The sequence below is a fragment of the Ensifer sp. ENS07 genome (genome assembly GCF_014852185.1).
Lineage (GTDB): Bacteria > Pseudomonadota > Alphaproteobacteria > Rhizobiales > Rhizobiaceae > Ensifer > Ensifer adhaerens.
Map to the genome: position 1 here is coordinate 1,181,612 of NZ_JACVBE010000001.1, position 22,945 is coordinate 1,204,556.

20 protein-coding genes and 1 tRNA gene are annotated in these 22,945 nt (G+C 62.1%); 12 read left to right on the plus strand and 9 right to left on the minus strand.

Features of this window, described 5'->3' with window-relative positions; genetic code table 11:
- Positions 1–19 precede the first annotated feature (19 nt).
- A complete protein-coding gene (locus tag IB277_RS05920; protein WP_060583192.1) occupies positions 20–862 on the plus strand; it encodes a phytoene/squalene synthase family protein in 843 nt (280 codons plus the stop codon).
- 139 nt (positions 863–1,001) lie between these two features.
- Entirely contained in the window at positions 1,002–1,469 is a 468-nt protein-coding gene (locus IB277_RS05925; RefSeq protein ID WP_034796603.1) for a hypothetical protein, read from the plus strand.
- Between the two features lie 86 nt (positions 1,470–1,555).
- Here IB277_RS05925 and trmFO read toward each other — a convergent pair whose 3' ends face one another.
- The 3 genes from trmFO to IB277_RS05940 all read right to left on the minus strand — a co-directional run bounded on the left by trmFO (position 1,556) and on the right by IB277_RS05940 (position 3,794).
- Positions 1,556–2,974 (minus strand): methylenetetrahydrofolate--tRNA-(uracil(54)-C(5))-methyltransferase (FADH(2)-oxidizing) TrmFO, encoded by a 1,419-nt coding sequence (gene trmFO / locus IB277_RS05930; RefSeq protein WP_034796601.1) that lies wholly within the window; start codon positions 2,972–2,974, stop codon positions 1,556–1,558.
- A 100-nt stretch (positions 2,975–3,074) separates the two neighbouring features.
- Positions 3,075–3,218: a DUF1127 domain-containing protein gene (locus tag IB277_RS38855; protein WP_064816989.1), complete on the minus strand. Its 144-nt coding sequence runs from the start codon at positions 3,216–3,218 to the stop codon at positions 3,075–3,077.
- Between the two features lie 432 nt (positions 3,219–3,650).
- Complete coding sequence (locus IB277_RS05940; protein WP_064816990.1) at positions 3,651–3,794, minus strand: DUF1127 domain-containing protein; 144 nt, start codon at positions 3,792–3,794, stop codon at positions 3,651–3,653.
- A gap of 934 nt (positions 3,795–4,728) precedes the next feature.
- Between IB277_RS05940 and IB277_RS05945 the strand changes: the two genes are divergently transcribed.
- The 4 genes from IB277_RS05945 (at position 4,729) to tig (ending at position 8,342) form a co-directional block, all read left to right on the plus strand.
- Positions 4,729–5,838 carry a DUF2157 domain-containing protein gene (locus IB277_RS05945; RefSeq protein WP_090295620.1) on the plus strand — a complete coding sequence of 370 codons (1,110 nt, stop codon included), beginning with the start codon at positions 4,729–4,731 and terminating at the stop codon, positions 5,836–5,838.
- Complete coding sequence (locus IB277_RS05950) at positions 5,835–6,416, plus strand: GDYXXLXY domain-containing protein (protein ID WP_034796596.1); 582 nt, start codon at positions 5,835–5,837, stop codon at positions 6,414–6,416. The genes IB277_RS05945 and IB277_RS05950 overlap by 4 nt, the downstream gene beginning before the upstream one ends.
- Before the next feature lie 183 nt (positions 6,417–6,599).
- A tRNA-Leu gene (locus IB277_RS05955) sits at positions 6,600–6,684 on the plus strand.
- 179 nt (positions 6,685–6,863) lie between these two features.
- On the plus strand, positions 6,864–8,342 hold the full coding sequence (gene tig, locus IB277_RS05960; RefSeq protein ID WP_034796594.1) for a trigger factor: 1,479 nt from the start codon (positions 6,864–6,866) through the stop codon (positions 8,340–8,342).
- 177 nt (positions 8,343–8,519) lie between these two features.
- Here tig and IB277_RS05965 read toward each other — a convergent pair whose 3' ends face one another.
- Both IB277_RS05965 and sthA read right to left on the minus strand, forming a co-directional pair.
- Positions 8,520–9,323 (minus strand): endonuclease/exonuclease/phosphatase family protein, encoded by an 804-nt coding sequence (locus tag IB277_RS05965; protein ID WP_090295617.1) that lies wholly within the window; start codon positions 9,321–9,323, stop codon positions 8,520–8,522.
- 190 nt (positions 9,324–9,513) lie between these two features.
- The gene (gene sthA / locus IB277_RS05970) at positions 9,514–10,929 is read right to left on the minus strand and encodes a Si-specific NAD(P)(+) transhydrogenase (protein ID WP_034796590.1); all 1,416 of its coding nucleotides are present in this window, start codon (positions 10,927–10,929) and stop codon (positions 9,514–9,516) included.
- 257 nt (positions 10,930–11,186) lie between these two features.
- Between sthA and IB277_RS05975 the strand changes: the two genes are divergently transcribed.
- Both IB277_RS05975 and IB277_RS05980 read left to right on the plus strand, forming a co-directional pair.
- Positions 11,187–12,176, plus strand: a complete 990-nt coding sequence (locus tag IB277_RS05975) for a magnesium and cobalt transport protein CorA (protein ID WP_244546742.1) — start codon at positions 11,187–11,189, stop codon at positions 12,174–12,176.
- Positions 12,177–12,314: 138 nt separating this feature from the next.
- On the plus strand, positions 12,315–13,406 hold the full coding sequence (locus IB277_RS05980) for a putative zinc-binding metallopeptidase (protein WP_255380921.1): 1,092 nt from the start codon (positions 12,315–12,317) through the stop codon (positions 13,404–13,406).
- 84 nt (positions 13,407–13,490) lie between these two features.
- Here IB277_RS05980 and radC read toward each other — a convergent pair whose 3' ends face one another.
- The 4 genes from radC to phaC are packed head-to-tail and all read right to left on the minus strand — an operon-like array spanning position 13,491 to position 17,723.
- A complete protein-coding gene (gene radC / locus IB277_RS05985; RefSeq protein ID WP_192370799.1) occupies positions 13,491–14,279 on the minus strand; it encodes a DNA repair protein RadC in 789 nt (262 codons plus the stop codon).
- Positions 14,276–15,115 carry a type I methionyl aminopeptidase gene (gene map / locus IB277_RS05990; RefSeq protein ID WP_034796583.1) on the minus strand — a complete coding sequence of 280 codons (840 nt, stop codon included), beginning with the start codon at positions 15,113–15,115 and terminating at the stop codon, positions 14,276–14,278. The genes radC and map overlap by 4 nt, the downstream gene beginning before the upstream one ends.
- Before the next feature lie 30 nt (positions 15,116–15,145).
- Positions 15,146–15,865 carry a DNA/RNA nuclease SfsA gene (gene sfsA, locus IB277_RS05995; RefSeq protein ID WP_034796581.1) on the minus strand — a complete coding sequence of 240 codons (720 nt, stop codon included), beginning with the start codon at positions 15,863–15,865 and terminating at the stop codon, positions 15,146–15,148.
- Positions 15,866–15,884: 19 nt separating this feature from the next.
- Positions 15,885–17,723 (minus strand): poly(3-hydroxyalkanoate) polymerase subunit PhaC, encoded by a 1,839-nt coding sequence (gene phaC, locus IB277_RS06000; protein ID WP_060517017.1) that lies wholly within the window; start codon positions 17,721–17,723, stop codon positions 15,885–15,887.
- Positions 17,724–17,832: 109 nt separating this feature from the next.
- Here phaC and IB277_RS06005 point away from each other — a divergent pair, with 109 nt between their 5' ends.
- From IB277_RS06005 to recJ, 4 genes are all read left to right on the plus strand, one after another.
- Entirely contained in the window at positions 17,833–18,141 is a 309-nt protein-coding gene (locus IB277_RS06005) for a hypothetical protein (RefSeq protein WP_089044642.1), read from the plus strand.
- A 126-nt stretch (positions 18,142–18,267) separates the two neighbouring features.
- On the plus strand, positions 18,268–19,485 hold the full coding sequence (locus IB277_RS06010; protein ID WP_034796568.1) for an LL-diaminopimelate aminotransferase: 1,218 nt from the start codon (positions 18,268–18,270) through the stop codon (positions 19,483–19,485).
- A gap of 87 nt (positions 19,486–19,572) precedes the next feature.
- On the plus strand, positions 19,573–20,895 hold the full coding sequence (locus tag IB277_RS06015; protein ID WP_034796566.1) for a homoserine dehydrogenase: 1,323 nt from the start codon (positions 19,573–19,575) through the stop codon (positions 20,893–20,895).
- 233 nt (positions 20,896–21,128) lie between these two features.
- Positions 21,129–22,931: a single-stranded-DNA-specific exonuclease RecJ gene (recJ, locus tag IB277_RS06020; protein WP_110818922.1), complete on the plus strand. Its 1,803-nt coding sequence runs from the start codon at positions 21,129–21,131 to the stop codon at positions 22,929–22,931.
- Positions 22,932–22,945 lie beyond the last annotated feature (14 nt).

Here is a 22,945-nt window from a genome sequence, read left to right on the forward strand (position 1 = left end):
TCGGCCTGGGGAAGACGACGTGCACGACAATTCTGCCCAGATTCTGGCTGACCTGCGGGATACGGACCGCGACCGCTATCTCGCCTGCCTGCTTGCGCCGGCCGACAAGCAGCCCGCGCTTGCCGCACTCTATGCCTTCAGTGCGGAGATCGCCCGCATCCGCGATCTCGTGCACGAGCCGATCCCCGGTGAGATCCGCATGCAATGGTGGCGGGACCTCATCGGCAACGACGCATCGACCGGAGAAGGGCATCCGCTTGCTGAAGCGCTCCTTGGCTGCATTCGCACGCATCGGCTGCCGGTCTCCGTGTTCGAGAACATGATCGATGCCCGGATCTTCGATCTCTACGACGATCCGATGGAAGACCGTTCGGCGCTTGAGGGCTATGCCGGCGAGACCGCCTCGGCGCTGATCCAGCTCTCATCCCTGGTCCTTGATCCAGAGAATGCCGCGAAATCGGCCGAAGTCGCCGGTCACGGCGGTGTCGCGCAGACGGTCGCAGGCCTCCTCATGCTGTTGCCGCTGCATTTGCGCCGTGGCCAGGTCTACCTGCCGGCTGAATTGCTGCGCGCCACCGGTCTCGATCGCGAAACGCTGATCGCCGGCGAAGACAGCGCCGCGATCAGCCAGGCGATCCGGGCCTTCGCGGGCTTCGGGCGAGATCATCTCGCCAGGGCGCGTGCGCAGCTGGCGGCGATCGCGCCGTCGAATTTCCCCGCCTTCATACCGCTTGCGCTTGTCGAGCCTATCCTTAACCGCGCGGAGGCTGCGGGCGCCGGGCTTCTGCAGAAACCCATCCGCCCGGCCCAATGGCAGCGGCAATGGTGGATGTGGCGCGCGGCACGGCGCCGCCGCTTCTGATACGTCAGAGGTTCGGCCTGATCGGTCTGCTCGGGGCTTTGGCGCAGACGCGCACGCCGTGACGACAAATTGGCGCAAGCCTCGCAGCGTATAGAAGCGCTTTATCGGCGTCATGCCGAGCGAAGGGGAGCGCCCGCGGATGCTTTGGTTATTGCTCATCGCCGTCATCGTCTTGGTCGGCGCATTCTACATGTGGATGAACGCCCGCGCCGAGCGGGACTGGGACAATCCCGATGCCGGCTCTGCGATGGTGGAATTCGGGCGTGCCTTTCCGGACGAGGCGATCCGGGCGCTGCACTCGACGGCGGACCGCACGGCGATCTTCCTGCGGCTGCATGACGGCAAGGCGGGCTTCATCCAGTCGCACGGCACCCACTATGTCTGCCACGTGATCCAGCCCGGAAAGGTTCGGGTCAATAGCTCCGAGACCGGCCGAGGCCTCATCGTGCATTTCCCCGATTTTGCTTATCTCGACAACGACTTCGAGTTTCAGAGCGCCGGCGAGGCGGCCGAGGTTTCGCTCTGGCTGCTCGGCAGCTTCAGTCCGAAATCGGAGTTCGAGCAGCCCGCCGCCGAGCCGCCGCATACGGCACAGGCGACCGAGTAGCTCTCACCGCGTTCTTCCATAAGAAAAGGCCCGCTTGCATCACTGCAGGCGGGCCTTTTGTCGTGGAACAAATGCGTGTCCGCCTGTCAGGCGGACTTGCCGAGCCAGGCGGCGCAATCAGCGAGCGCGCGCGACGCCGTCGCCTGCTTCTTGGCGACTGCCTTTTCCTTACCACGGAAGCGCTTGACGCCTTCCGGCTTGGTGATCGCGCCCGGATCGAGCGGCGGGAACAGGCCGAAATTGACGTTCATCGGCTGGAAAGAGCGCTTGCCCGGTTCATCGTCGGAAACGATGTGGCCGCCGGTGATGTGGTTGAGCAATGCGCCGAAGGCGGTGGTCGCCGGCGGGGTCGCCAAAGTCTCGCCCTTGCGTTCGGCAGCGGCGAAGCGGCCAGCGAGCAGGCCAATGCTGGCGCTTTCGACATAACCTTCGCAGCCGGTGATCTGTCCGGCAAAGCGCAAGCCCGGCCGCGACTTCAGCGTCAGCGTTCCGTCGAGCAGCGTCGGCGAGTTGATGTAGGTGTTGCGGTGCAGGCCGCCCAGACGGGCGAATTCGGCATTCTCGAGGCCGGGAATCATGCGGAAGACTTCGGCCTGAGCGCCATACTTCAGCTTCGTCTGGAATCCGACCATGTTGTAGAGCGTGCCGAGCGCATTGTCCTGGCGCAGCTGTACGACGGCATAGGGCTTGACGGTGGGGTTATGGGCATTGGTGAGGCCCATCGGCTTCATGGGCCCGTGGCGCAGCGTCTCGCGGCCGCGTTCCGCCATCACCTCGATCGGCAGGCAGCCGTCGAAATAGGGCGTGCCTTCCCATTCCTTGAAGCCGGTCTTGTCGCCGGCGATCAACGCATCGACGAAGGCATTGTACTGCTCCTCGGTCATCGGGCAGTTGATATAGTCCTTACCGGTTCCGCCGGGGCCGACCTTGTCGTAGCGCGACTGAAACCAGCAGATGTCCATGTCGATCGTCTCGGTATAGACGATCGGCGCGATGGCGTCGAAGAAGGCGAGCGCATCGGCGCCCGTTTCCGCGCGGATCGCTTCGGCAAGACCGGGTGCGGTCAGCGGGCCGGTCGCGATGACGGCGAGATCCCAATCTTTCGGCGGCAGACCGGTGACTTCTTCGCGCACCACCGTGATCAGCGGATGAGCGGCGATCGCCGCGCTGACCGCGTCGGAGAAGCCGTCACGGTCGACCGCAAGCGCACCGCCCGCAGGCACCTGGTTGGCGTCGGCGGATTTCATGATCAGCGAGCCGGCAAGGCGCATTTCCGCATGCAGCACGCCAACCGCGTTGCTGGTCGCGTCATCCGAGCGGAAGGAATTGGAACAGACGAGTTCGGCAAGGCCGTCGGTCTTGTGCGCGTCAGTGCCGCGCACGCCGCGCATCTCATGCAGGATGACCGGTACGCCGGCTTCGGCGATCTGCCAGGCGGCTTCCGATCCGGCAAGGCCGCCGCCGATGACGTGGATGGGGGAGTGGGAAGAAGTGTCTTTGCTCATGGCCGGCTTCCTATCACGGCTCGGCCTTTCGTTCCAACGCCTATAAACGAAAACGGCGCCTTGAAGGCGCCGTCTTGGAAGTCCTGGTCGTTCGTTCCGATTAACGGAAGGAACGGGCCGCAATGTTGCGGATGTCGTAACGGGTGATGCCGATGTCATTGAGAGCGTGGTTCGACAGGTTGCCGAGCTCGCTGACGGTGCGGCGGTAGTTGATCCAGCTTTTTGCGATACGAATCGGGTTCATGGTCTTTTCCTCAAAATCAGGTTGTCGCGACAGCCATCTGTCTGCGTCGTTGAGGTTCTTATACGCTTGTCTAATTAGAAGGTGGAGTGCAAAGAAAATGCAGCTGCTATGCATTTGTGCAGTGCATCGCCGCATAGATGGGCACCGCTTCAAAAGGCGGCATCGATTAATGATTGATTAAAAGCTTAATTGCCCGTTGATAAGCGATTGTTTTCAAAGGGACTTACGAGCCGATGGTGAGCAAGGACGCAGCGTCTGTCGATGGACGCGGTTCGGCCGCATGGGCAGTCGCAGATGGCGAAGCATCCGGGCCTCTCGCAAGTGCGAAGGCGTCACCTGGATCGTACTCGCTGCGACAAAAGAAAACGCCCCCCGGAATGAACCGGAGGGCGTCTTACTTGGAGGTCGGTTGCGCTTGACGCGCAGCCTGAACTACTTGATCGCCTGGCGAGCAACGTACGGGATGTCGCCACGGCCGATGCCGAGGTCAGACAGTTCGCGGTCGGTCATACGGCCGAGTTCGTTGCAGGTCTGACGATACTTGCGCCAATTGTTGAAAGAACGTGCGAGGTTCATGATCCTATCCTTTCTAGGGTCGTGTGCCAGCGCTCATCTCTCTTGCTGGCCGTCATCTGATGCTCTGAAATATAATCTTTTTGAGCAGAAGTTACAGAGACAATGCTGCATCGCACCCATGCAGGCCGTGCAAGCCTCTACGCGATGGCGTGTTCGCAGCTGGCGCCTAAAACGCGCGGCGCAATCGAGTTGTCGTGGCTGGAAAGCTGCCCGAAATGTGAGGGGCCAAAAACAAACAACGCCCGCTGGGGGAGGAGATCCAGCGAGCGTCGCTTTGTTCTGATCGGCAACCGGGAGGAGGAGTGTCGCCGATCCAAATCGAGGGGCGCTGGGAGGAGGAGTGCGCCGCCCCGATCGATGAGTTGAAGATAGTACGCAGGCGGGTGGAAGGGTAGCGCTGTTCCAGAATGGCACCTATGCATCCAGTGCATGGCGTGGGGCGAGCGCAGCGAAATTATGCACGAATATTGTGCAGGTGCGCAGACGCAGGCTTCTTTGTGGAGAGGAGGGCTGAAAAGAATAACGCCCGCTGGGGGAGGAGGTCCAGCGAGCGTCATTAGGGGTGATTGGCAACTGGGAGGAGGAGTGTTGCCAATCTGATCGGAAGAGCGCTGGGAGGAGGAGTGCGCTCGTCCGAATTCCGTCGGTTTTACCCGGGCCTTTCTCAGCAAACTGAGGCGGCTGGCCATTTCCGCTGGCGACCGTCTGGCTTCATGCCTTCGTTCGCCTTTGATGATTTGAATATAGGACCTTTAAATCGATTTGTGCAGTGCAATATCTGCATGGAAGATATGCGCATTGCGCAAGCCGTTCGTTCGTCCTCATCGGTTTGGTGCGCAGTCGCGAGTGAGCGATTGTGTTTCCGCACCGATACGTGATTAGTTGGGAGCTGAACCGGACCATTTCAAGCATCGGATTCTAGGCTGGGGGCAGGATGTACCGCGCGCGTCTCGAACGAGACTTCAAGCACTGGATGGACAAGGGGCTGCTGCAGGAGAATGCAGCACGCGCAATGCTGGCCGAATATGACGGTCGCGAGTCCACGTTCCGGGCAGGGCGCGTCCTGCTCATTCTCGCCGCACTCCTGTTGTCCGCCTCAATCCTGCTGCTTGTCGCCGCCAACTGGGAGGCGCTGCCACGCCTTGCGCGGGTGGCCGGCATCGTCGCTCTGGTCTGGGGCTTTCATTTCGCCGCTGCCTGGCTGACCCAGACCGGCCGCACGACGCTTGCCGCAGCGGCCCTCGTTCTGGGGGTGGCCGCCTTTGGGGGCGGCATCGCGCTGATCGGGCAGATGTATCACCTGTCGGGTGACGCGGCCGATGCCGCGCTGCTGTGGTTTGCCGGCGCCGTCCTCTCTGCCTTGGCATTTCGCTCAGCAGCAATGACCGCAGTTGCGGGTGGGCTTGCCTGGTTCTATTTCGGAACGGTGCTGCAGGACAATGGGTTCGGCGCCACGCCGGACTGGCGCGTGTGGTCCGTTCCGGTGCTCGCGGTGATCGTCGTTCTGCTGGTGCGCCTCACGGCCGCCGACCGGGCCCGTCATCTCCCCTATCTGCTGGTCCTGTCGTGGCTGGCCTGGCTTTACCTCGACAACGCGTCGCTTGCCTTGGCAGGTGGCCTTGCGGCGTTCGGCCTCGTGGCCTTTCTGGCGGCGACGCTGCCAGGCTCTCCGCTTCGCGCCCTGGCGGTCGATGCCGGTTCGGCACCCGCTTTCTATTCCTTCGCGCTCGCCTTGCTCGGATTTACCGCTCTTCAATTTGAAGCCGTCGGAGTGACAACGGAGGTCGCGACCGGGGCGGGCACGCTGCTGGTGGCCCTCCTTGGGATCGCGCTTGCCGGGGCGCAGAACGGCGCCGTGCGCTATCTCGGCTACGTCGCCTTTGCCGGTGAGCTTCTCTATCTCGCCTTCGAAACCCTTGGCTCCATGCTCGGTACCTCCGGTTTCTTCCTGATCTCCGGATTGGTGGTTGCCGGCATCGCCTGGCTCGTCATCCGCATCGAGGGGCACTTGGCAAATGCGCGCGGGACGGAGGCGCCACGATGACCACCGCAAAGACCCGTTGGTTGAACCCATTGCTGGCGGCCCTGCTGGTTGCGGGCGTACAGACGGCGGCACTTGGCTATATGATCGAGAGCAGGGCCTCGATCCTCAGAAGCGGCCGTGACGTGCTGTTGAAGACCGTGCCTGTCGATCCCCGCGATCTGCTTCGGGGCGACTACGTGATCTTGAGCTACGACATTTCAAGGCTCCAGCCGGAATTGTTCAAGGGCGATACGCCGAAGCAGTCGGAAGAGGCTAAGGTCTACGTTCGGCTGGAAAGGCAGCTCGACGGCTTTTGGGCGGCGACCGAAGCGTCCTTCGCGCCGCTTAGCCCTGCCGGCGACAGCGTCGTCCTTCGCTCTCTGCCATTTACCTACTATCCCTCGTCTGCGCTCTCGTCCGTCAATGTAGAATACGGGATCGAGCGTTTCTATGTGCCGGAAGGCGAGGGGCGGACGCTGGAGGAGGCGCGCAACGCCGAGGCGCTCTCCGTCAATATCCGCGTGGACGCCAAGGGAAAGGCCCAGATCCGCGAGATCGCAGTCAATGGCAGCCCGGTCTATGAGGAGCCTCTCTATTGAGGCACGCCGTGCCAACCCGCTTGGTCGTGGAATTCCCGCATTTTCCCTTTGATCCCGCGAAAACGAGTGATATAGAGACGCCGCGCTCGGGAAAGCCCTGAACTTTCAGCATGCCCATTCTATCCGCGGTATTCCGCTGGTTGGTCTTGCGGGAATACGGTCAGGCGGTGCGATTGTCTGAACGCGGGTATGGTGAAATTGGTAGACACGCCAGATTTAGGTTCTGGTGCCGTAAGGCGTGGGAGTTCAAGTCTCTCTACCCGCACCAGATCAGCGATCGCGCCCAAAGTCCGGATTCTGCGAGGATGAGGGGGGCTGGAGTGCCATTTTGCTTGCAAAACGGTTGCAGAACTGCGTAAAGCCACTCCCGGCAAATGGATCGGCTCACGTGCTCGCCAGACCTTTCGAAGGGGAAGAGCACAGTCAACGTGAAATGAAGGTTTGAACATGCAGGTTATCGAAACGCTCGCTCAAGGGCTGAAGCGCGAACTCAAGGTCGTTATCCCGGCCAAGGACATGGAAGCTCGGATGAACGAGCGTCTGGCCGAAGTGAAGGACCGTGTGAAGATCAACGGCTTCCGTCCCGGCAAGGTGCCGGTTGCGCATCTGAAGAAGGTCTACGGCAAGTCGATCATGGCTGACCTGGTCAACGAGATCGTTCGCGACAAGCCGACCGAGATCCTGTCGGGCCGTGGCGAAAAGTCGGCCACCCAGCCGGAAATCGCGATGACCGAGGACGAGGCCGAAGCCGACAAGATCCTCAACGCTCAGGCCGACCTCGAGTTCACCGTTGCCTACGAAATCATCCCGGCGATCGAACTCAAGGACGTCAGCGGCATCAAGGTGACCCGCGAAGTCGTCGAGATCGCTGAAGACGAAGTCAACGAGCAGATCCTGAAGATCGCCGAAAGCGCCCGCAGCTACGAATCGAAGAAGGGCAAGGCCGCCAACGGCGACCGCGTCACCATCGATTACCTCGGCAAGGTCGACGGCGTCGCCTTCGACGGCGGCAAGGACGAAGACGCTGAGCTGGTTCTCGGTTCCAACCGTTTCATCCCGGGCTTCGAAGAGCAGCTCGTTGGCCTGAAGGCTGGCGACGAGAAGGTCATCACCGTGACTTTCCCGGCTGAATACCCGGCTGCAAACCTTGCTGGCAAGGAAGCCACCTTCGACATCACCGTCAAGGACGTGGCTGGCGCCCAGGACATCGAAATCAACGACGAACTGGCCACCAAGCTCGGCCTCGAATCGGCTGACAAGCTGAAGGAAATCGTCCGCGGCCAGATCGAAAGCCAGTACGGCAACCTGACCCGTCAGAAGGTCAAGCGTCAGATCCTCGACCAGCTCGACGAACTCTACCAGTTCGAAACGCCGGAGCGCCTCGTCGAGGCCGAATTCGAAAACATCTGGCGCCAGATCAACACCGACCTGCAGCAGGCCGGCAAGACCTTCGCCGACGAAGAAACCACCGAAGAAGAAGCCCGCGCTGAATACCGCAAGCTCGCTGAGCGTCGCGTTCGCCTCGGCCTCGTTCTCTCGGAAATCGGTGAAAAGGCCGGCGTCCAGGTCAGCGACGACGAACTGCAGCGTTCGCTGTTCGAACAGCTCCGCCAGTTCCCGGGCCAGGAGAAGCAGATCCTCGACTACTTCAAGAACACCCCCGGCGCTGCTGCTTCGCTGCGCGCTCCGCTGTTCGAAGAAAAGGTCGTCGACCACCTGCTCGGCGAAATCTCGGTAACCGACAAGACGGTTTCCAAGGAAGAGCTGACGGCTGACGACGAAGAGACTGAAGGCAAGGCTGCCAAGAAGGCTCCGGCCAAGAAGAAGGCCGCCGCCAAGGCTGAAGCCACGGAAGGCGAAGAAGCCGCTGCTCCGAAGAAGAAGGCTCCGGCCAAGAAGAAGGCCGCTGACGACAGCGCCGAGTAATCGGATCGAAGCCTTAGGAATCGAAAGGCCCTGCCGCTTGCGGCAGGGCCTTTTTCGTTGCGGGAGGCGAGCTCTTCGTCCAGCGCTGGCCGAGAGCATGCTGCTTTCAGCGACACACGGAAGTGTCAGCTGATTCAGCCAGAGCCGACTTCGTGGCTCAGTGAAACCCGCGGCGCGCTAAGCGATGTCGAGGAGGAGGGCGCGATGGTCGGAGACTTCGGGCTCTGCGACGACATCGAAGCGAGCGACGCTGACTGCACCGTTCGCCAGCATGTAATCGGCAAAGCGGCCGCTCTTTAGATAGTGCGACGTGCGCGTGTCCGTGTGGCCGCGGGAAACGACGAGGTCGACGAGCCCCAACTGGCCGAGCGTCTGAAACGTTTGGCTGTCTGGGAGCACATTGAAATCACCGCACACGACAAGCCGCTCGTCTCCGGGCCAGACCTGGTGGACGAGACCTACCAGCGCCTCCGCCTGCGCGCGGCGTGCCGGACTGTCGTTCTTGCCGCCGACCTCCCGCAGGCCGTGCATCTGCGCGATGGTGATGGGAGTGCCAGCGTCGTGATCGAACAGGCGAATGCAATGGGCGTTGCGCGCACGCGGATGCGGCCCCCAGCTGTCGGGCGAAAAACTGCCATGCACAAAACCGAGGGCCTGGCCGATGACGGAATAGCCCCGCCGAACGAATGTTGCCAGACCGAATTCCGATGCCACGGGCGTGTCTCCAGAAAAGAGCGTCCCTCGCGCGGTCGGGCAGAAGAATCCATCATGTCCCGGTAGTACGGCGGCGATCTCGTCGAAGAGGTTGGCGCGTTGCGGCAGTTCCACATCCGCATCGCGATAGCTCAGCCATTCGGCCTCGGTCGTCGGTGATCGTGCGACCTCCTGCAGGCACAGGACATCGGCGTCGACATCGGCGAGATATTTCATCAAGGGCGAATGGAGCTTGCCGCCCCAGGCATTGAGCGAAAGGATGCGCATGGTGTTCGGCTCTCTTGATCGGGAGAGGTGAAGCTAGCCGATTCGCCGGCGTCCTGCGCACTTCGGATGCGGTCTGCGGGATGGCAAACCCGGAGAGATCGGTTCGGCAACGCGGAACCAAAATCGTTGCCCTCTAGGCACGTGGCCGCCGCCGTCAGCGTTGACGGCGGTCAGCTCTGTCGCTGGATGCTTACGCTTTCGGCGCTTCCTGCTTGATCTCGCCCATACGGTTCCAGGCGTCGAGGCCGGCGATCTTGTAGGCCTCGGCCAGCGTCGGGTAGTTGAAGGTGTTTTCGACGAAGTACTCGACCGTGCCCTTGAGGTTCAGCACGGCCTGGCCGATATGCACTAGTTCTGTCGCGCCTTCGCCGATGATATGCACGCCGAGCAGGCGGCGGGTCTTCAGCGAGAAGATCATTTTCAACAGGCCGGAATCGAGCCCCATGATGTGGCCGCGCGAGGTCTCGCGGAAGCGGGCGATGCCGCATTCGTAGGGGATGCCGCGTTCCTTGACCTCTTCTTCCGAGAGACCGCAGGTGGAGATCTCAGGCACGGCGTAGATGCCGTAGGGGAAGTATTTCTGCGGCTCCATCGCGATCGCGCCGATGGCGACCCGGGCGGCGATGCGCCCCTGTTCCATCGAGGTTGAGGCGAGGCTCGGGAAGCCGACGACGTCGCCGGCGGCGTAGATGTTCGGGACGGAGGTCTGGAACGTCTCGGGATTGACCTTGAGGCGCCCTCGGTTGTCGGCTTCGAGCCCGGCTGCGGGCAGGTTCAGCGTATCGGTGGCGCCCATGCGGCCCGCGGCAAAGAGCACCATGTCGGTTGTGATCTTGCGGCCGTTGTCGAGCGTCAGCAGCACCTTACCATCGTCGAGCCGCTCCACCGTGTCGGCCTTCTGCCCGAGGTGCAACTTCATGTTGCGGTCACGCAACTGGTAGATGAAGTCTTCGACGATTTCCTTGTCGATGAAATCGAGCATCGTCGTCTTCGGATCGATCACCGTCACCTGGGTGTCGAGCGCGCTGAAGATCGTCGCGTATTCGATACCGACGACGCCGGCGCCGATCACCACCATGGAGCGCGGCAGGGTCTCGATATCGAGCAGTTCATCGCTGTCGAGCACAGTCTTGCCGTCGAACGGCATGTAATCCGGGCGGAAGGGCTTGGTACCGACGGCAAGCATGATGCTGGTGCCGGACACGAGCATGGTCTCGCCGTCGTCCTTGACGACTTCGAGCGTGGTCGGATTGACGAAGCTGGCTTTCCCGCGCATCTGCTGCACGCGGTTGCGCGCGAACTGATGTTCGAGAACCTCGACTTCATGATTGAGGGTGATGATCAGCCGCTGCCGGAGGTCATCGGCGCTGATCTCCTGCTTGACGCGATAGGAGCGCCCGTAAAAGCCGCGCTCGCGCCAGCCCGAAAGATTGAGCGCCGTTTCGCGCAGCGTCTTGGAGGGAATCGTACCGGTGTGAACCGAAACGCCGCCAACGCGTTTTCCCTGTTCGATGACGAGGACCTTCTTGCCGAGCTTGGCTGCCTGGATGGCGCCGCGGCGGCCGGCAGGTCCGCTTCCGACAACGATGAGATCGAACTGGTTCATAGGCGTTTCCGTTAGAAGGTGGAATCGTTGTGCGTTGCGAAAACTCTCGCTCGCAAGCCTCTATACCGTCAATGGCACGGTTTGATGAAGTGGTTTTCATAGCCGAAACAGTCGGATGAGAATATATAAGGGAGTGCGCGTATGCTTGGCTTCGTTACGACATGCGGAGCCCGTCGGTGTCGTATTTGCCTGGGAGGCTGACGATGGGATTGGAGCTGACGAACAGGGCTTTGCCACAGTCTGGCGCTGAGGGCGTCATGCCGCATTCGCAGCCGCAGCCGGGCGTCGTAGCGGCCGCGGTCTACGAGAACGGCGTTCGCGTCCGCGATATCCGCATCGAAGACGCAGGCAAGTGGCGCGGCCGCCCGGGCACAGTGATCTGGATCGGCCTGCATGAGCCCGATGCGGAACTGTTGCGGCAGATCCAGCAGGAATTCGATCTGCATGACCTGGCGATCGAGGACGCCTGCAAGGCGCACCAGCGGCCGAAACTGGAGATCTATGGCGACTCGATCTTCGTCGTCGCCCGCACCGCGCATATGGTTGGCGACGAGATCGCCTTCGGCGAGACGCATCTGTTCGTTGGGCGCGGTTACGTCATCTCGGTCCGGCACGGCGCGTCGACCTCCTACATGGCCGTGCGCCAACGCTGCGAAGCATCTCCTGCAGCCTTGGCCCACGGCGAAAACTACATCCTCTATTCGATCCTCGATTTCATCGTCGACAACTACATGCCGGTGATCGAGGCGATCCACGAAGAGGTCGAGGAACTGGAAGACCGGCTGCTGCGCGAGCGGCTGGTCAAGGGCGACATCGAACGCCTCTATCTGCTGCGGCGCAATCTCTTGCGCCTGCGAAACGCGGTCGTGCCGCTGGTCGACGTCTGCCGACGGCATGAGCACATCGATCTACCGGGCATGGATGCAGCACTGCAGCCGCTCTTCCGCGACGTTACGGACCACGTGCGCCGCGTTCAGGAGGATATCGACGCTTTGCGTGAGGTTCTTGCCTTCACCTTCGAGGCGAGCCTGATGGTCGGTCAATCCGAGCAGACGGAAATCTCGCGCAAGCTCGCGTCCTGGGCCGCGATCCTCGCGGTGCCAACGGCGATCGCCGGCATTTACGGCATGAACTTCGACGACATGCCGGAACTGAAGTTCCGCTACGGCTACTTCGTCGTCCTTGCAGTGATCATCGGTCTTTGCGGCACGCTCTACCGGTTCTTCCGCCGCGCGAAATGGCTTTAGGCCGGAGCACCGACCGGCAGACCTTACCAATTCCCGAACTCGGAGGATGTGGTGGCAACCCTTCTGCAAACGCTCGGCGACCTGATCGGTACGAACTGGAAACATCGCGAGGTACCCAAGCGGTACTCGCGCACCTTTGTGTGTCGCTGTGGCAGTCACGTGTTTTTCGGCAACATGTTTTGTAACAGCTGCCAGACGCCGCTCGGATATCTGCCAGGTGAAGATGCGTTGCTGCCGCTCGACCCCGGCCCACAGCCAGGTATCTGGGCCGCAGGCGAGGAACGGCCATTGCTGAAGTATTGCGGCAACCGTGACACGCCGGCGCAGTGCAACTGGATGCTGATGGCCAGCGAGCCGGGGGAACTTTGCATCGCCTGCCGGCTGAACCGGACAATTCCGAATCTCGATCGCGAGGACAATGCCCGCTACTGGGGTCTGCTTGAGGTGGCGAAGCGACGGCTCGTGTCGCAGTTGCTGGCACTCGGCTTGCCCGTGAAGTCCAAGGTCGACGAGGACGAGAAACACGGTCTGATGTTCGATTTCCTGCGTTCGCCACCGAGCGGGCCGCGCGTGCTGACCGGGCACGCCGACGGTTTGATTACGGTCAACATCGAGGAGGCGGATTCGGTCCAGCGCGAGAAGATGCGGCTCGAATTCTACGAGCCCTATCGGACGCTGCTGGGCCATCTTCGACATGAGGTCGGTCACTACTACTGGAACCGGCTCGTTTTCAACGGACCCTGGCTGGAGCCGTTTCGCACGCTGTTCGGCGATGAGCGGGCCGATTACGCGGCGGCATTGAAGGCGAACTATGACAATGGCGCACCCCCAGACTGGGCCGATCGGTACATCAGTTCCTATGCTTCCACACATCCCTGGGAAGACTGGGCCGAAACTTGGGCGCATTACCTGCATATGATCGATAGCCTGGGCACGGCACTCGGCTTTGGGCTCGATGCAGAGGATCTTGAAGCGATTGTCGAGCCATTCGAGCGCGACGCCTTGTATGCGCCCGACGACACCGGCGCCGACGGGTTTCTGTCGCTGTTGAACTCCTGGATCGAAATGACGATGGTGCTTAACGAGTTGGCGCGCAGCATGGGCCAGCCGGACTTCTACCCCTTCGTAATGTCGAAACCGTCAGTGGCGAAACTGCAGTTCGTGCATATGGTCGTCGAGGCTTCACGCTCGGCGGGGACGGAGTCTGTCGAAGCCGGCTTTTTGGGGTAAACGCCTTCGCCACTGTTTGCGGCAGGGCGGCGTCACCACCGGGCTGCTACCTCCGCCGCGCGAAACGGCTGGGTGCCAGCGCGCTCAGAACAGCCGCAGCCCTTTCAGGCTCACGTGGCCGTCCTTGCCGATGATGATGTGGTCGTGCACGGCGATCCCCAGCGGTTTCGCCGTTTCGACGATCAGCTTCGTCATGTCGATATCGGCGCGCGACGGGGTCGGATCGCCGGATGGATGGTTATGCGCCAGGATGATCGCGGTGGCCGAGAGTTCCAGCGCGCGCTTGACCACTTCACGCGGGTAGACCGGCGTGTGGTCGATCGTACCTTTCTGCTGCACCTCGTCGGCAATCAGCGTGTTGCGCTTGTCGAGGAACAGGATGCGGAACTGTTCCTTCGTCTCGTAGGCCATCGCCGCGTGGCAATAGTCGATGACGGCGCTCCAGGACGAGAGAAGCTGCTTCTGGCGAAGTTCGCTCTTCAGCGTGCGGTGACCAATTGTGGAGATCAGCTTGAGGTCGAGGGCGACGGCCTCGCCGATACCGCTCACCTCCTGCAACAGCGCGATCGGGGCGCCGAAGACACCGGCGAGCGTGCCGAAGCGCGCGAGCAGAGCCTTGGCGATCGGCTTGGTATCCTTGCGTGGGATCAGCCGAAACAGCAACATTTCCAGGATTTCGTAGTCGGCGAGTGCGGCATCGCCGCTTTCGCGGTAGCGCGCCCTGAGGCGATCGCGATGACCGTGATAGTGCGCCTCGAGTGCCGGCGCCTTCTTGGCGGCCGGCGAGTTATCTAACTGCAATTGCGGAAAAAACGTCCTCTCGTCCGCCGATGGCACAAAATCGCCGTCAGGGGAGATCGAGCGTTTCGTCATGCGGCGCCGAGCGTGCTGACGCCGGGCTTGAACAGGCCGGCGGGCGAAAGCGTGAAGATCTCGCAGCCATCGGCGGTGACGCCGACCGTGTGCTCGTATTGCGCCGACAGCGACCGGTCGCGGGTCACGGCGGTCCAGCCGTCCGAGAGCACCTTCACATGCGGGCGGCCGAGATTGATCATCGGCTCGATGGTGAAGATCATGCCCTCGCGCAGTTCCGGCCCTTCATTGGCGCGGCCGTAGTGCAGGATGTTCGGCGCGTCGTGGAAGAGCTTGCCGACGCCGTGGCCGCAGAAATCGCGCACGACGGAGCAGCGCTCCGCTTCGGCATAGACCTGGATCGCTTCACCGATGGCGCCGGTGCGGGCGCCGGGGCGCACGGCGGCTATGCCGCGCATCAGGCTCTCGTGGGTGACGTCGAGCAGTCGCTCGGCCGCGCGCTTGATCTCGCCGACCGGATACATCCGGCTCGAATCGCCATGCCAGCCATCGACGACGTAGGTGACGTCGATGTTGACGATATCGCCCTCGCGCAGCGGCTTGTCGTTCGGGATGCCGTGGCAGACGACGTGGTTGATCGAGGTGCAGGACGATTTCGTGTAGCCGCGATAGTTGAGCGTCGCCGGCAGCGCGCCATTGTCCATGCCGAACTCGAAGACGAACCGGTCGATCTCGTCGGTGGTGACGCCCGGCTGTACCCGCGAGACGAGCTCGTCCAGACAACGCGCAGTCACCTGGCAGGCCTTTCGCATGCCCTCGAAACCTTCCGGTCCATAGAGCCGGATTACGCCGGTGTTCTTGTAGGGCGCAGACCCTGCCTCGATGTAAGTCACCATTCGAAAGCTTTCAGTTGTTCCAGTCGGATTTCATAGAGCAGCGAGGGCCGCTTCGTCCACTGTCATCAATCCAGTTGGGCGGATTTGCGTTGGCGAAACCTGACATTTGACCGCATAGGCCTCAACCCCACGTGACATCGCGCGGTCGAATGCGCGCGCATAGGCGGGATCGAACTCGCGGCAGATCCTCAACCGGTCACAATCGTCGCGCTGCACGAGATAGATCATCACCGCGCGGTGACCGGCCTCAACCATATCACCGAGTTCGTCGAGATGTTTCGCCCCCCGCGTGGTCGGACTGTCAGGAAATTCGGAAAGACCGGGCGAGCGGCTGAAATGCACGTTCTTGACCTCGACATAGGCACGGCCGCGCTCGGGATCGCTGAGGAGAATGTCGATGCGCGAGTTGCGTCCGTATTTCTGCTCGCGTGCACTATGCTCATAGGTATGCAGGTCGGAAACGAGCCCCAGCCGGATGGCTTCTTCCGCAAGCCGGTTGGGCAGGCCGGTATTGATGCCGACCATCGTTCCGTCGGCTTCGACGATTTCCAGCATCTGGCGGTACTTCCGCGTCGGGCTGTCGTGTTCTGACATCCAGATGCGTGAACCGGGTGTCGTCAGCCCGCGCATCGATCCCGTGTTGGGGCAGGATCCGGTCATGGCCGTGCCATCAGGCAACAGGGCGTCGAAGAGAAAGCGCTTGTAGCGCTGCACAAGGGTTGCGGTCGTCAGCGGAGGATCGAAGATCAAGGCAGGTCCTGCGAATGATTCAGGCGCGGGCGCGTACGTAGGAGCCCGGCGCTTCCTCGAGCGAGTTCAGCGGACCGCCCGGCTTGCGGGGCGCAACGCGTCGCTTGTCGAGTTTCTCGATCCATTGGTGCCAATGCGGCCACCAGGATCCCGGTGTTTCCTTGGCGGCCTTGAACCAATCGTCGAAGTCACCCGTGGGGGCGCCTCCGGTCCAGAACTGATACTTGCCCTTGTCCGGCGGATTGACGACGCCAGCAATGTGGCCCGAACCCGAGAGAACATAGGTGACCTTGCCGCCGAACGAAGCGCTGCCGAGAAATACAGAGCGCGGCGGGGCGATGTGGTCTTCCTTGGTCGCGAGATTGTAGATCGGGATCTTCACGTCGCCGAGCGATACCTGCTTGCCGGCAAGAACCATCTCGCCCTTCGAAAGCTTGTTATCGAGGTAGCAGTTGCGCAGATAGAAGGAATGGTTGGCGGCCGGCATCCGCGTCGAATCGGAGTTCCAGTAGAGCAGGTCGAAGGGCAGGGGTTCCTGGCCCTTGAGGTAGTTGTTGACGAAGTAGGGCCAGATCAGCTCCGAGGCGCGCAGCATGTTGAAGGCGGTCGCCATCTTCGAGCCGTCGAGATAGCCGGTCACGCTCATGTTCTGTTCGATCTGGCTTATCTGGTCCTCGTCGACGAAGACCTTGAGGTCGCCAGCGTGAGTGAAATCGACCTGCGTCGTGAACAGTGTCGCCGAGCGGATGCGATCGTCGCCCTCGGCCGCATGCAATGCGAGCGTCGCGGCAAGCAGGGTGCCGCCGACGCAATAGCCGATGGCGTTGACTTCCCGCTCACCGGTGGCCTGCTCGACGATATCGAGCGCAAAGCCGATGCCTTCGCGGGCATAGGCTTCCCAGTCCTTGGTCGCGTGCCGTTCGTCCGGGTTCACCCAGGAGATGACGAAGACCGTGTGTCCCTGATCGACCGCCCATTTGATGAAGGATTTCTGCGGGTTGAGATCGAGCACGTAGAATTTGTTGATCCAGGGCGGGCAGATCAGCAACGGCCGCTTCAGCACGGTTTCCGTCGTCGCCTCATATTGCAGCACCTGGCAGACGTCGCTCTGGGCAATGACCTTGCCCGGCGTCATCGCGATATTCTCGCCGATCGCAAACTTGCTGGTGTCGGTTTGCCGGAGCTTGAGGTCGCCGCGACCGGCGGCGATGTCCTCGGCAAACATCTGCATGCCCTTGACCAGATTGGCGCCGCTTGAGGCAACCGTCTCGCGGTAGAGCTGCGGATTGGTGGTGACGAAGTTGGTCGGAGACAGCGCGCTCGAAACCTGGCGAACGTAGAAAGCAGCCTTGTGTTTCGTGTGGTCGTCGAGCCCCTCGGCGTCTTCGACCATGCGTTCGGCCCAGTCCGACGTTACGAAATAGGCCTGGCGAATGAAGTCGAAGAACGGGTTCTTCACCCAGTCCTCGTCGGTAAATCTCTTGTCGTTGCGCTGGAGGCCGGCCGGCTCCGCCGTCTCTTCGCCGGACATCCGGTGCAGCGTGCGCGACCAGATCTCGAAGAAGCTGCCCATCAAGTGAGTCTGCGCTTCGAGCGTGCGGCGCGGATCGGAAAGCCAGTACTCCGAGACCTTGGACAGCGTCTTGACCATGTCGGTGACGGGTTCGGCGAAGGTATCGGACTTCTGGCCCGATTCCCGCGGCGCCAGCCAGGCGGAAGCCGCTTTGCCAAGCTGTTCCATGGCGCGGGCGAGGTTGACTGCGAGGCTTTCCGGATCCTTGACGATATAAGGTTCGACGGATTTGGGATCGAAGCCTGCGTAGCCGTCCTTGCCTTCCGCATTCCTCTCTGCTGTCACCCGGCGTCCTCCACAGCATCTTGTTTGTTTTGTATTTTTACATTCTGCCCGAAAATGATTACAAGGGCTAGCGCATCGTCGCGCCATCAAAATAGAGGTCGTCTCCAGTATGCTTGCCGTCGGAAAACAGCGTTCCATCACCTGGGTTGCCGGGATCGTTCTGCTAGGCACGCTTGCAGGCTGCAACAGCCAGGGGACCAACTTCGAGAACTATCCGTCGGTTTACGGCCAGAAGCCGGCCGCAACGACGCAGATGACCAACGATGAAGCGGCAAGCATGCAGGCGCGCCTGAGCTCTCTCGGCGCTGCACGCAAGTCCGGCGCGATCTCCGAAGCCGAGTATCAGCGTCGCCTGAAAGAAATGCGCGCGCTGGCCGAACAGCACGGCGCCGACACGCTGAAAGAGATCCAGAATTAGCGCTTGCCTTTCCGGTGATTTGGACGCAAAGCGTTCAATGGCCGCATGGACGGCCGTTCACCACAGCGCACGGTTTCGCAAAGGCTTGAGCCGCTGGCGGGAGCGTGCGCCAAACGAGGTTTGGAGATGGAAGAGTTTCACAAAGTCCGGCGTTTGCCGCCCTATGTTTTCGAACAGGTCAACCGTTTGAAAGCAAGCGCGCGAGCGGCCGGTGCTGACATCATCGACCTCGGCATGGGCAATCCGGATCTACCCACACCACAGTCGATTGTCGACAAGCTCTGCGAGGCCGTTCAGGACCCGCGCACGCATCGTTATTCGTCGTCGAAGGGCATTCCCGGGCTGCGTCGTGCCCAGGCCGCCTATTACGCCCGCCGCTTCGGCGTCAAGCTCAACCCGGATACCCAGGTCGTCGCTACCCTTGGCTCCAAGGAAGGCTTCGCCAACATGGCGCAGGCGATCACCGCACCTGGCGACGTCATTCTGTGCCCGAACCCCACCTATCCGATCCACGCCTTCGGCTTCCTGATGGCCGGCGGCGTCATCCGCTCGATCTCGGTCGAGCCGGACGAAACCTTCTTCGGACCGCTGGAACGCGCCGTTCGCCATTCAATCCCCAAGCCACTGGCGCTGATCCTCAACTATCCGTCGAACCCGACGGCGCAGGTTGCGACGCTCGACTTCTATAAGGACGTGATCGCCTTTGCGAAAAAGCACGACATCATCGTGCTTTCGGACCTTGCCTATTCGGAGATCTACTTCAACGACGCGCCGCCGCCGTCGGTGCTGGAAGTGCCGGGCGCGATCGACTGCACGGTCGAGTTCACCTCGATGTCGAAGACCTTCTCAATGCCGGGCTGGCGCATGGGCTTTGCCGTCGGCAACGAGCGGCTGATCGCAGCCCTGACACGCGTGAAATCCTACCTCGACTATGGCGCCTTCACGCCGATCCAGGTGGCCGCCACCCAGGCGCTGAACGGTGACGGCAGCGACATCGCCGAAGTGCGCAATATCTACAAGCGCCGCCGCGACGTCATGGTCGACAGCTTCGGCAAGGCCGGCTTCGAAGTGCCGCCGCCGGCAGCGACGATGTTTGCCTGGGCAAAGATCCCGGAGAAGTTCCGTCATCTGGGCTCGCTCGAATTCTCGAAGCTCCTCGTCGAGAAGGCGGATGTCGCGGTCGCTCCGGGCATCGGCTTCGGCGAACAGGGCGACGACTATGTGCGCCTCGCTCTCGTCGAGAACGAGCACCGCATCCGCCAGGCGGCGCGCAACATCAAGAAATTCCTGTCGACCGCCGACGAGACGATGCACAACGTCATCTCGCTCAACGCTCATAGGTAAGAAGTCGGGAGGCGGGCTTGACGCGCGCCTCCTTCCACACTGGCCCCGCTGTTCTCGCGGGCGCCCTCTACATGTTAGGAAATGGCTATGGCAGATGCCCTCAAAATCGGCATTGCGGGCTTGGGTACCGTCGGTGCCTCGCTCGTGCGAATCCTCCAGGATCGTCACGAGATGCTTGCGACAACGTGCGGACGGGCAATCGAGACCACGGCCGTAACGGCGCGCGACCGCAACAGGGACCGCGGCGTCGATCTTTCGAAGACCGCCTGGTTCGACGATGCCATTTCGCTTGCGCGTGACGCCGATATCGACGTTTTCGTCGAGCTGATGGGCGGTGCCGGCGATCCCGCCTATTCGGCCGTCAAGGCGGCGCTGCAGCGCGGCATTCATGTGGTGACCGCCAACAAGGCGCTGCTGGCTGCCCATGGCATCGAACTTGCAAAGATCGCCGAGGAGAAGGGCGCGCTGCTCAACTACGAAGCGGCTGTTGCCGGCGGTATCCCCGTCATCAAGGCGCTGCGCGAATCCATGACCGGCAATACGATCTCGCGCGTCTATGGGATCATGAACGGCACCTGCAACTACATCCTGACGAAGATGGAGAAGGAACAGCTTTCCTTCGAAGCCTGCCTCAAGGAGGCGCAGCGCCTCGGCTATGCCGAAGCCGATCCGGCCTTCGACATTGAGGGCAACGACACGGCGCACAAGCTGTCGATCCTGACGAGCCTTGCATTCGGTACGGCGATCGCTGCCGACGACATCTACCTCGAAGGCATCACCAATATCTCGATCGACGACATTCATGCAGCCGCCGATCTCGGTTACCGCATCAAGCTCCTCGGTGTCGCCCAGCGCACCGAAAGCGGCATCGAGCAGCGCGTCCACCCGACGATGGTGCCTTACGATTCCGTCATCGCCCAGGTCGATGGCGTGACCAATGCCGTTGCGATCGAATCCGACATTCTCGGCGAGCTCCTGATGGTCGGCCCGGGTGCCGGCGGCAACGCGACGGCGTCGGCCGTGCTCGGCGATATCGCCGACATTGCCAAGAGCCGCCCGGGCGCCCAGCACGTTCCGGCCTTCGGCCGTCCGACCAATGCGCTGCTGCCCTATAAGCGCGCGCAGATCCAGAGCCACGAGGGCGGCTACTTCATCCGCCTGAAGGTCGTTGACCGCACCGGCGTCTTCGCCAGCATCGCGACCCGCATGGCCGACAACGGCATCTCGCTGGAATCGATCATGCAGCATTCCAAGCATCTGATGGACACGGGCGAGCCGCAGACGATCATCTTGGTCACGCACGCGACATCGGAGCACTCCGTTCGCGATGCGATCAAGGCGATCAAGGGCGAGGGCTACCTCGTCGGCGAGCCGCAGGTCATTCGCATCGAACGCCCGAAGGCAAACTGACGGCGAAGGACCTCGGGCCGTTCGGCATGACGGTGCGCAGTGCCGTTTGTGGCCAACAAATTAGAAGCCTCGCCGCGCAAGCAAGCCGGCGAGGCTTCTTTTTTGGGAATTGGGCGCCTGCGGCGGCCCAACCCCCTACGAAACGTGGATCTCTGTGTATGCCGTTCCAAAAACGGTCACGATTTCCAGGGTTATGCGCTAAGAGGAATGAAGCGCCAAGCGGATGGACGAGCATGGAAGAATTGGTGGATCCGGTACAGCGGGCCTTTCTGAATGTCGAGCGGTCGGTCAGCGGCCAGCGATGGGTGTCGCGCCTCGACCAGGCGGGCCAGAACCGCGCGCTCGCCATTAGCCAGGTTCACGGCTACTCCGATCTGCTCGGTCGCGTCCTTGCCGGCCGCGGCGTCGTACTCGACGATGCCGCAAGCTTCCTTGATCCGACGCTTCGCTCGCTTATGCCGGACCCGGACACGCTTACCGATTGCCGCAAGGCTGCAGAGCGTCTGGCGGCCGCCATCAAGCGCCGTGAAAAGACGGTGATCTTCGGTGACTATGACGTCGACGGTGCCGCGTCTTCGGCTTTGATGGCGCGTTTCCTGCGCCATTTCGGCGTCGACGCGGAAATCTACATTCCCGATCGGATCTTCGAGGGCTATGGCCCGAACCCGACGGCAATCGAGCAGCTGATCGACAAGGGCGCCGATCTCATCGTCACCGTCGACTGCGGCTCGACCAGCCATGAGGCGCTCGCCGTTGCCGATAAACGCGGCGTCGATGTCGTCGTCATCGACCACCATCAGGTCGGCTCGGCGCTGCCGCCCTGCCATGCGCTCGTCAATCCCAATCGGGAGGACGATCTTTCGGGGCAGGGGCATCTTTGTGCTGCCGGTGTCGTTTATCTGGTTCTCGTCAATACCTTGCGCGTTTTGCGCAACGCCGGCGACAGCCGCGTTTCTTCGTTCGACCTGCTGTCCCAGCTCGATCTGGTGGCTCTGGCGACGGTCTGTGACGTGGTGCCGCTCAAAGGGCTCAACCGCGCCTATGTCGTCAAGGGACTGATCGCGGCGCGTCACATGGGCAATGTCGGGCTTTCGGCACTGCTGCGGAAAGCTGCGATCGGCGGCCCCGTCACGCCCTATCACCTGGGCTTTCTCGTCGGCCCGAGAATCAATGCCGGCGGACGCATTGGCGATGCGGCGCTCGGCAGCCGCCTGCTGGCGATGGAGGATGCGGCCGAGGCGGAGAAGATCGCCGCGCAGCTCGATGAGCTCAACCGCGAGCGGCAGGCGATGGAAGCCGTCATGTTGGCCGAGGCGGAAGCTGAGGTTCTGGCCGAATACGGCACGGGCGAGGGCGCTTCGGTGATCGTTACCGCGCGCGAAAACTGGCACCCGGGCATCGTCGGACTGCTCGCCGCCCGCATCAAGGAAAAATTCCGACGACCGACTTTTGCCATCGCCTTTGATCCGAACGGACGCGGCACCGGTTCGGGCCGCTCGATCAATGGCTTCGACATGGGCAAGATGGTTCGGGCCGCCGTCGATGGTGGCCTGCTGGTAAAGGGCGGTGGCCATGCCATGGCTGCCGGTCTCACCGTCGAGCGCGCGAAACTCGGCAAGCTCAGGCAGTTTTTCGAGGGACGTGCGGAAGCGGCGGTGCGCGAACTCGTCGCCATCCAGACGCTCAAGGTGGACGGCGCGCTTGCAGCCTCCGGCGCGACCCTGGAACTCATCGATCTCCTGGAGCAGGCCGGCCCCTACGGCTCGGCCCACCCGCAGCCGGTCTTCGCCTTCCCGCAGCATCGCCTGCGCGACAGCAGGCAGGTCGGCGCCAACCACATCAAGGTGATGCTGGAGGGGCAGGACGGCAGCCGCCTTGACGGTATTGCTTTCCGGGCGACCGAGACACCGCTCGGCGACTTCCTGCTGTCGAGCCGCGGAACATCCATCCACGTCGCGGGATCGGTGTCCGCCGATCTGTGGCAGGGCCAGCGACGGGTACAGCTGCGCGTCACGGACGCGGCAAAGGCGCTGTAGCACCCGTCGCGAAG

Excerpts from the sequence above, each read along its gene's own strand:
- IB277_RS06010 (WP_034796568.1), top strand. The coding sequence starts at position 18,268 with ATGGAAGAGTTTCACAAAGTCCGGCGTTTGCCGCCCTATGTTTTCGAA.
- IB277_RS05975 (WP_244546742.1), top strand. The coding sequence starts at position 11,187 with ATGCCGCATTCGCAGCCGCAGCCGGGCGTCGTAGCGGCCGCGGTCTAC.
- IB277_RS06005 (WP_089044642.1), top strand. The coding sequence starts at position 17,833 with ATGCTTGCCGTCGGAAAACAGCGTTCCATCACCTGGGTTGCCGGGATC.
- tig (WP_034796594.1), top strand. The coding sequence starts at position 6,864 with ATGCAGGTTATCGAAACGCTCGCTCAAGGGCTGAAGCGCGAACTCAAG.
- IB277_RS06015 (WP_034796566.1), top strand. The coding sequence starts at position 19,573 with ATGGCAGATGCCCTCAAAATCGGCATTGCGGGCTTGGGTACCGTCGGT.
- IB277_RS05965 (WP_090295617.1), bottom strand. The coding sequence starts at position 9,323 with ATGCGCATCCTTTCGCTCAATGCCTGGGGCGGCAAGCTCCATTCGCCC.
- IB277_RS05940 (WP_064816990.1), bottom strand. The coding sequence starts at position 3,794 with ATGAACCTCGCACGTTCTTTCAACAATTGGCGCAAGTATCGTCAGACC.
- sthA (WP_034796590.1), bottom strand. The coding sequence starts at position 10,929 with ATGAACCAGTTCGATCTCATCGTTGTCGGAAGCGGACCTGCCGGCCGC.
- radC (WP_192370799.1), bottom strand. The coding sequence starts at position 14,279 with ATGACGAAACGCTCGATCTCCCCTGACGGCGATTTTGTGCCATCGGCG.
- IB277_RS05945 (WP_090295620.1), top strand. The coding sequence starts at position 4,729 with ATGTACCGCGCGCGTCTCGAACGAGACTTCAAGCACTGGATGGACAAG.
- map (WP_034796583.1), bottom strand. The coding sequence starts at position 15,115 with ATGGTGACTTACATCGAGGCAGGGTCTGCGCCCTACAAGAACACCGGC.
- IB277_RS38855 (WP_064816989.1), bottom strand. The coding sequence starts at position 3,218 with ATGAACCCGATTCGTATCGCAAAAAGCTGGATCAACTACCGCCGCACC.
- IB277_RS05950 (WP_034796596.1), top strand. The coding sequence starts at position 5,835 with ATGACCACCGCAAAGACCCGTTGGTTGAACCCATTGCTGGCGGCCCTG.
- recJ (WP_110818922.1), top strand. The coding sequence starts at position 21,129 with ATGGAAGAATTGGTGGATCCGGTACAGCGGGCCTTTCTGAATGTCGAG.
- IB277_RS05925 (WP_034796603.1), top strand. The coding sequence starts at position 1,002 with ATGCTTTGGTTATTGCTCATCGCCGTCATCGTCTTGGTCGGCGCATTC.
- trmFO (WP_034796601.1), bottom strand. The coding sequence starts at position 2,974 with ATGAGCAAAGACACTTCTTCCCACTCCCCCATCCACGTCATCGGCGGC.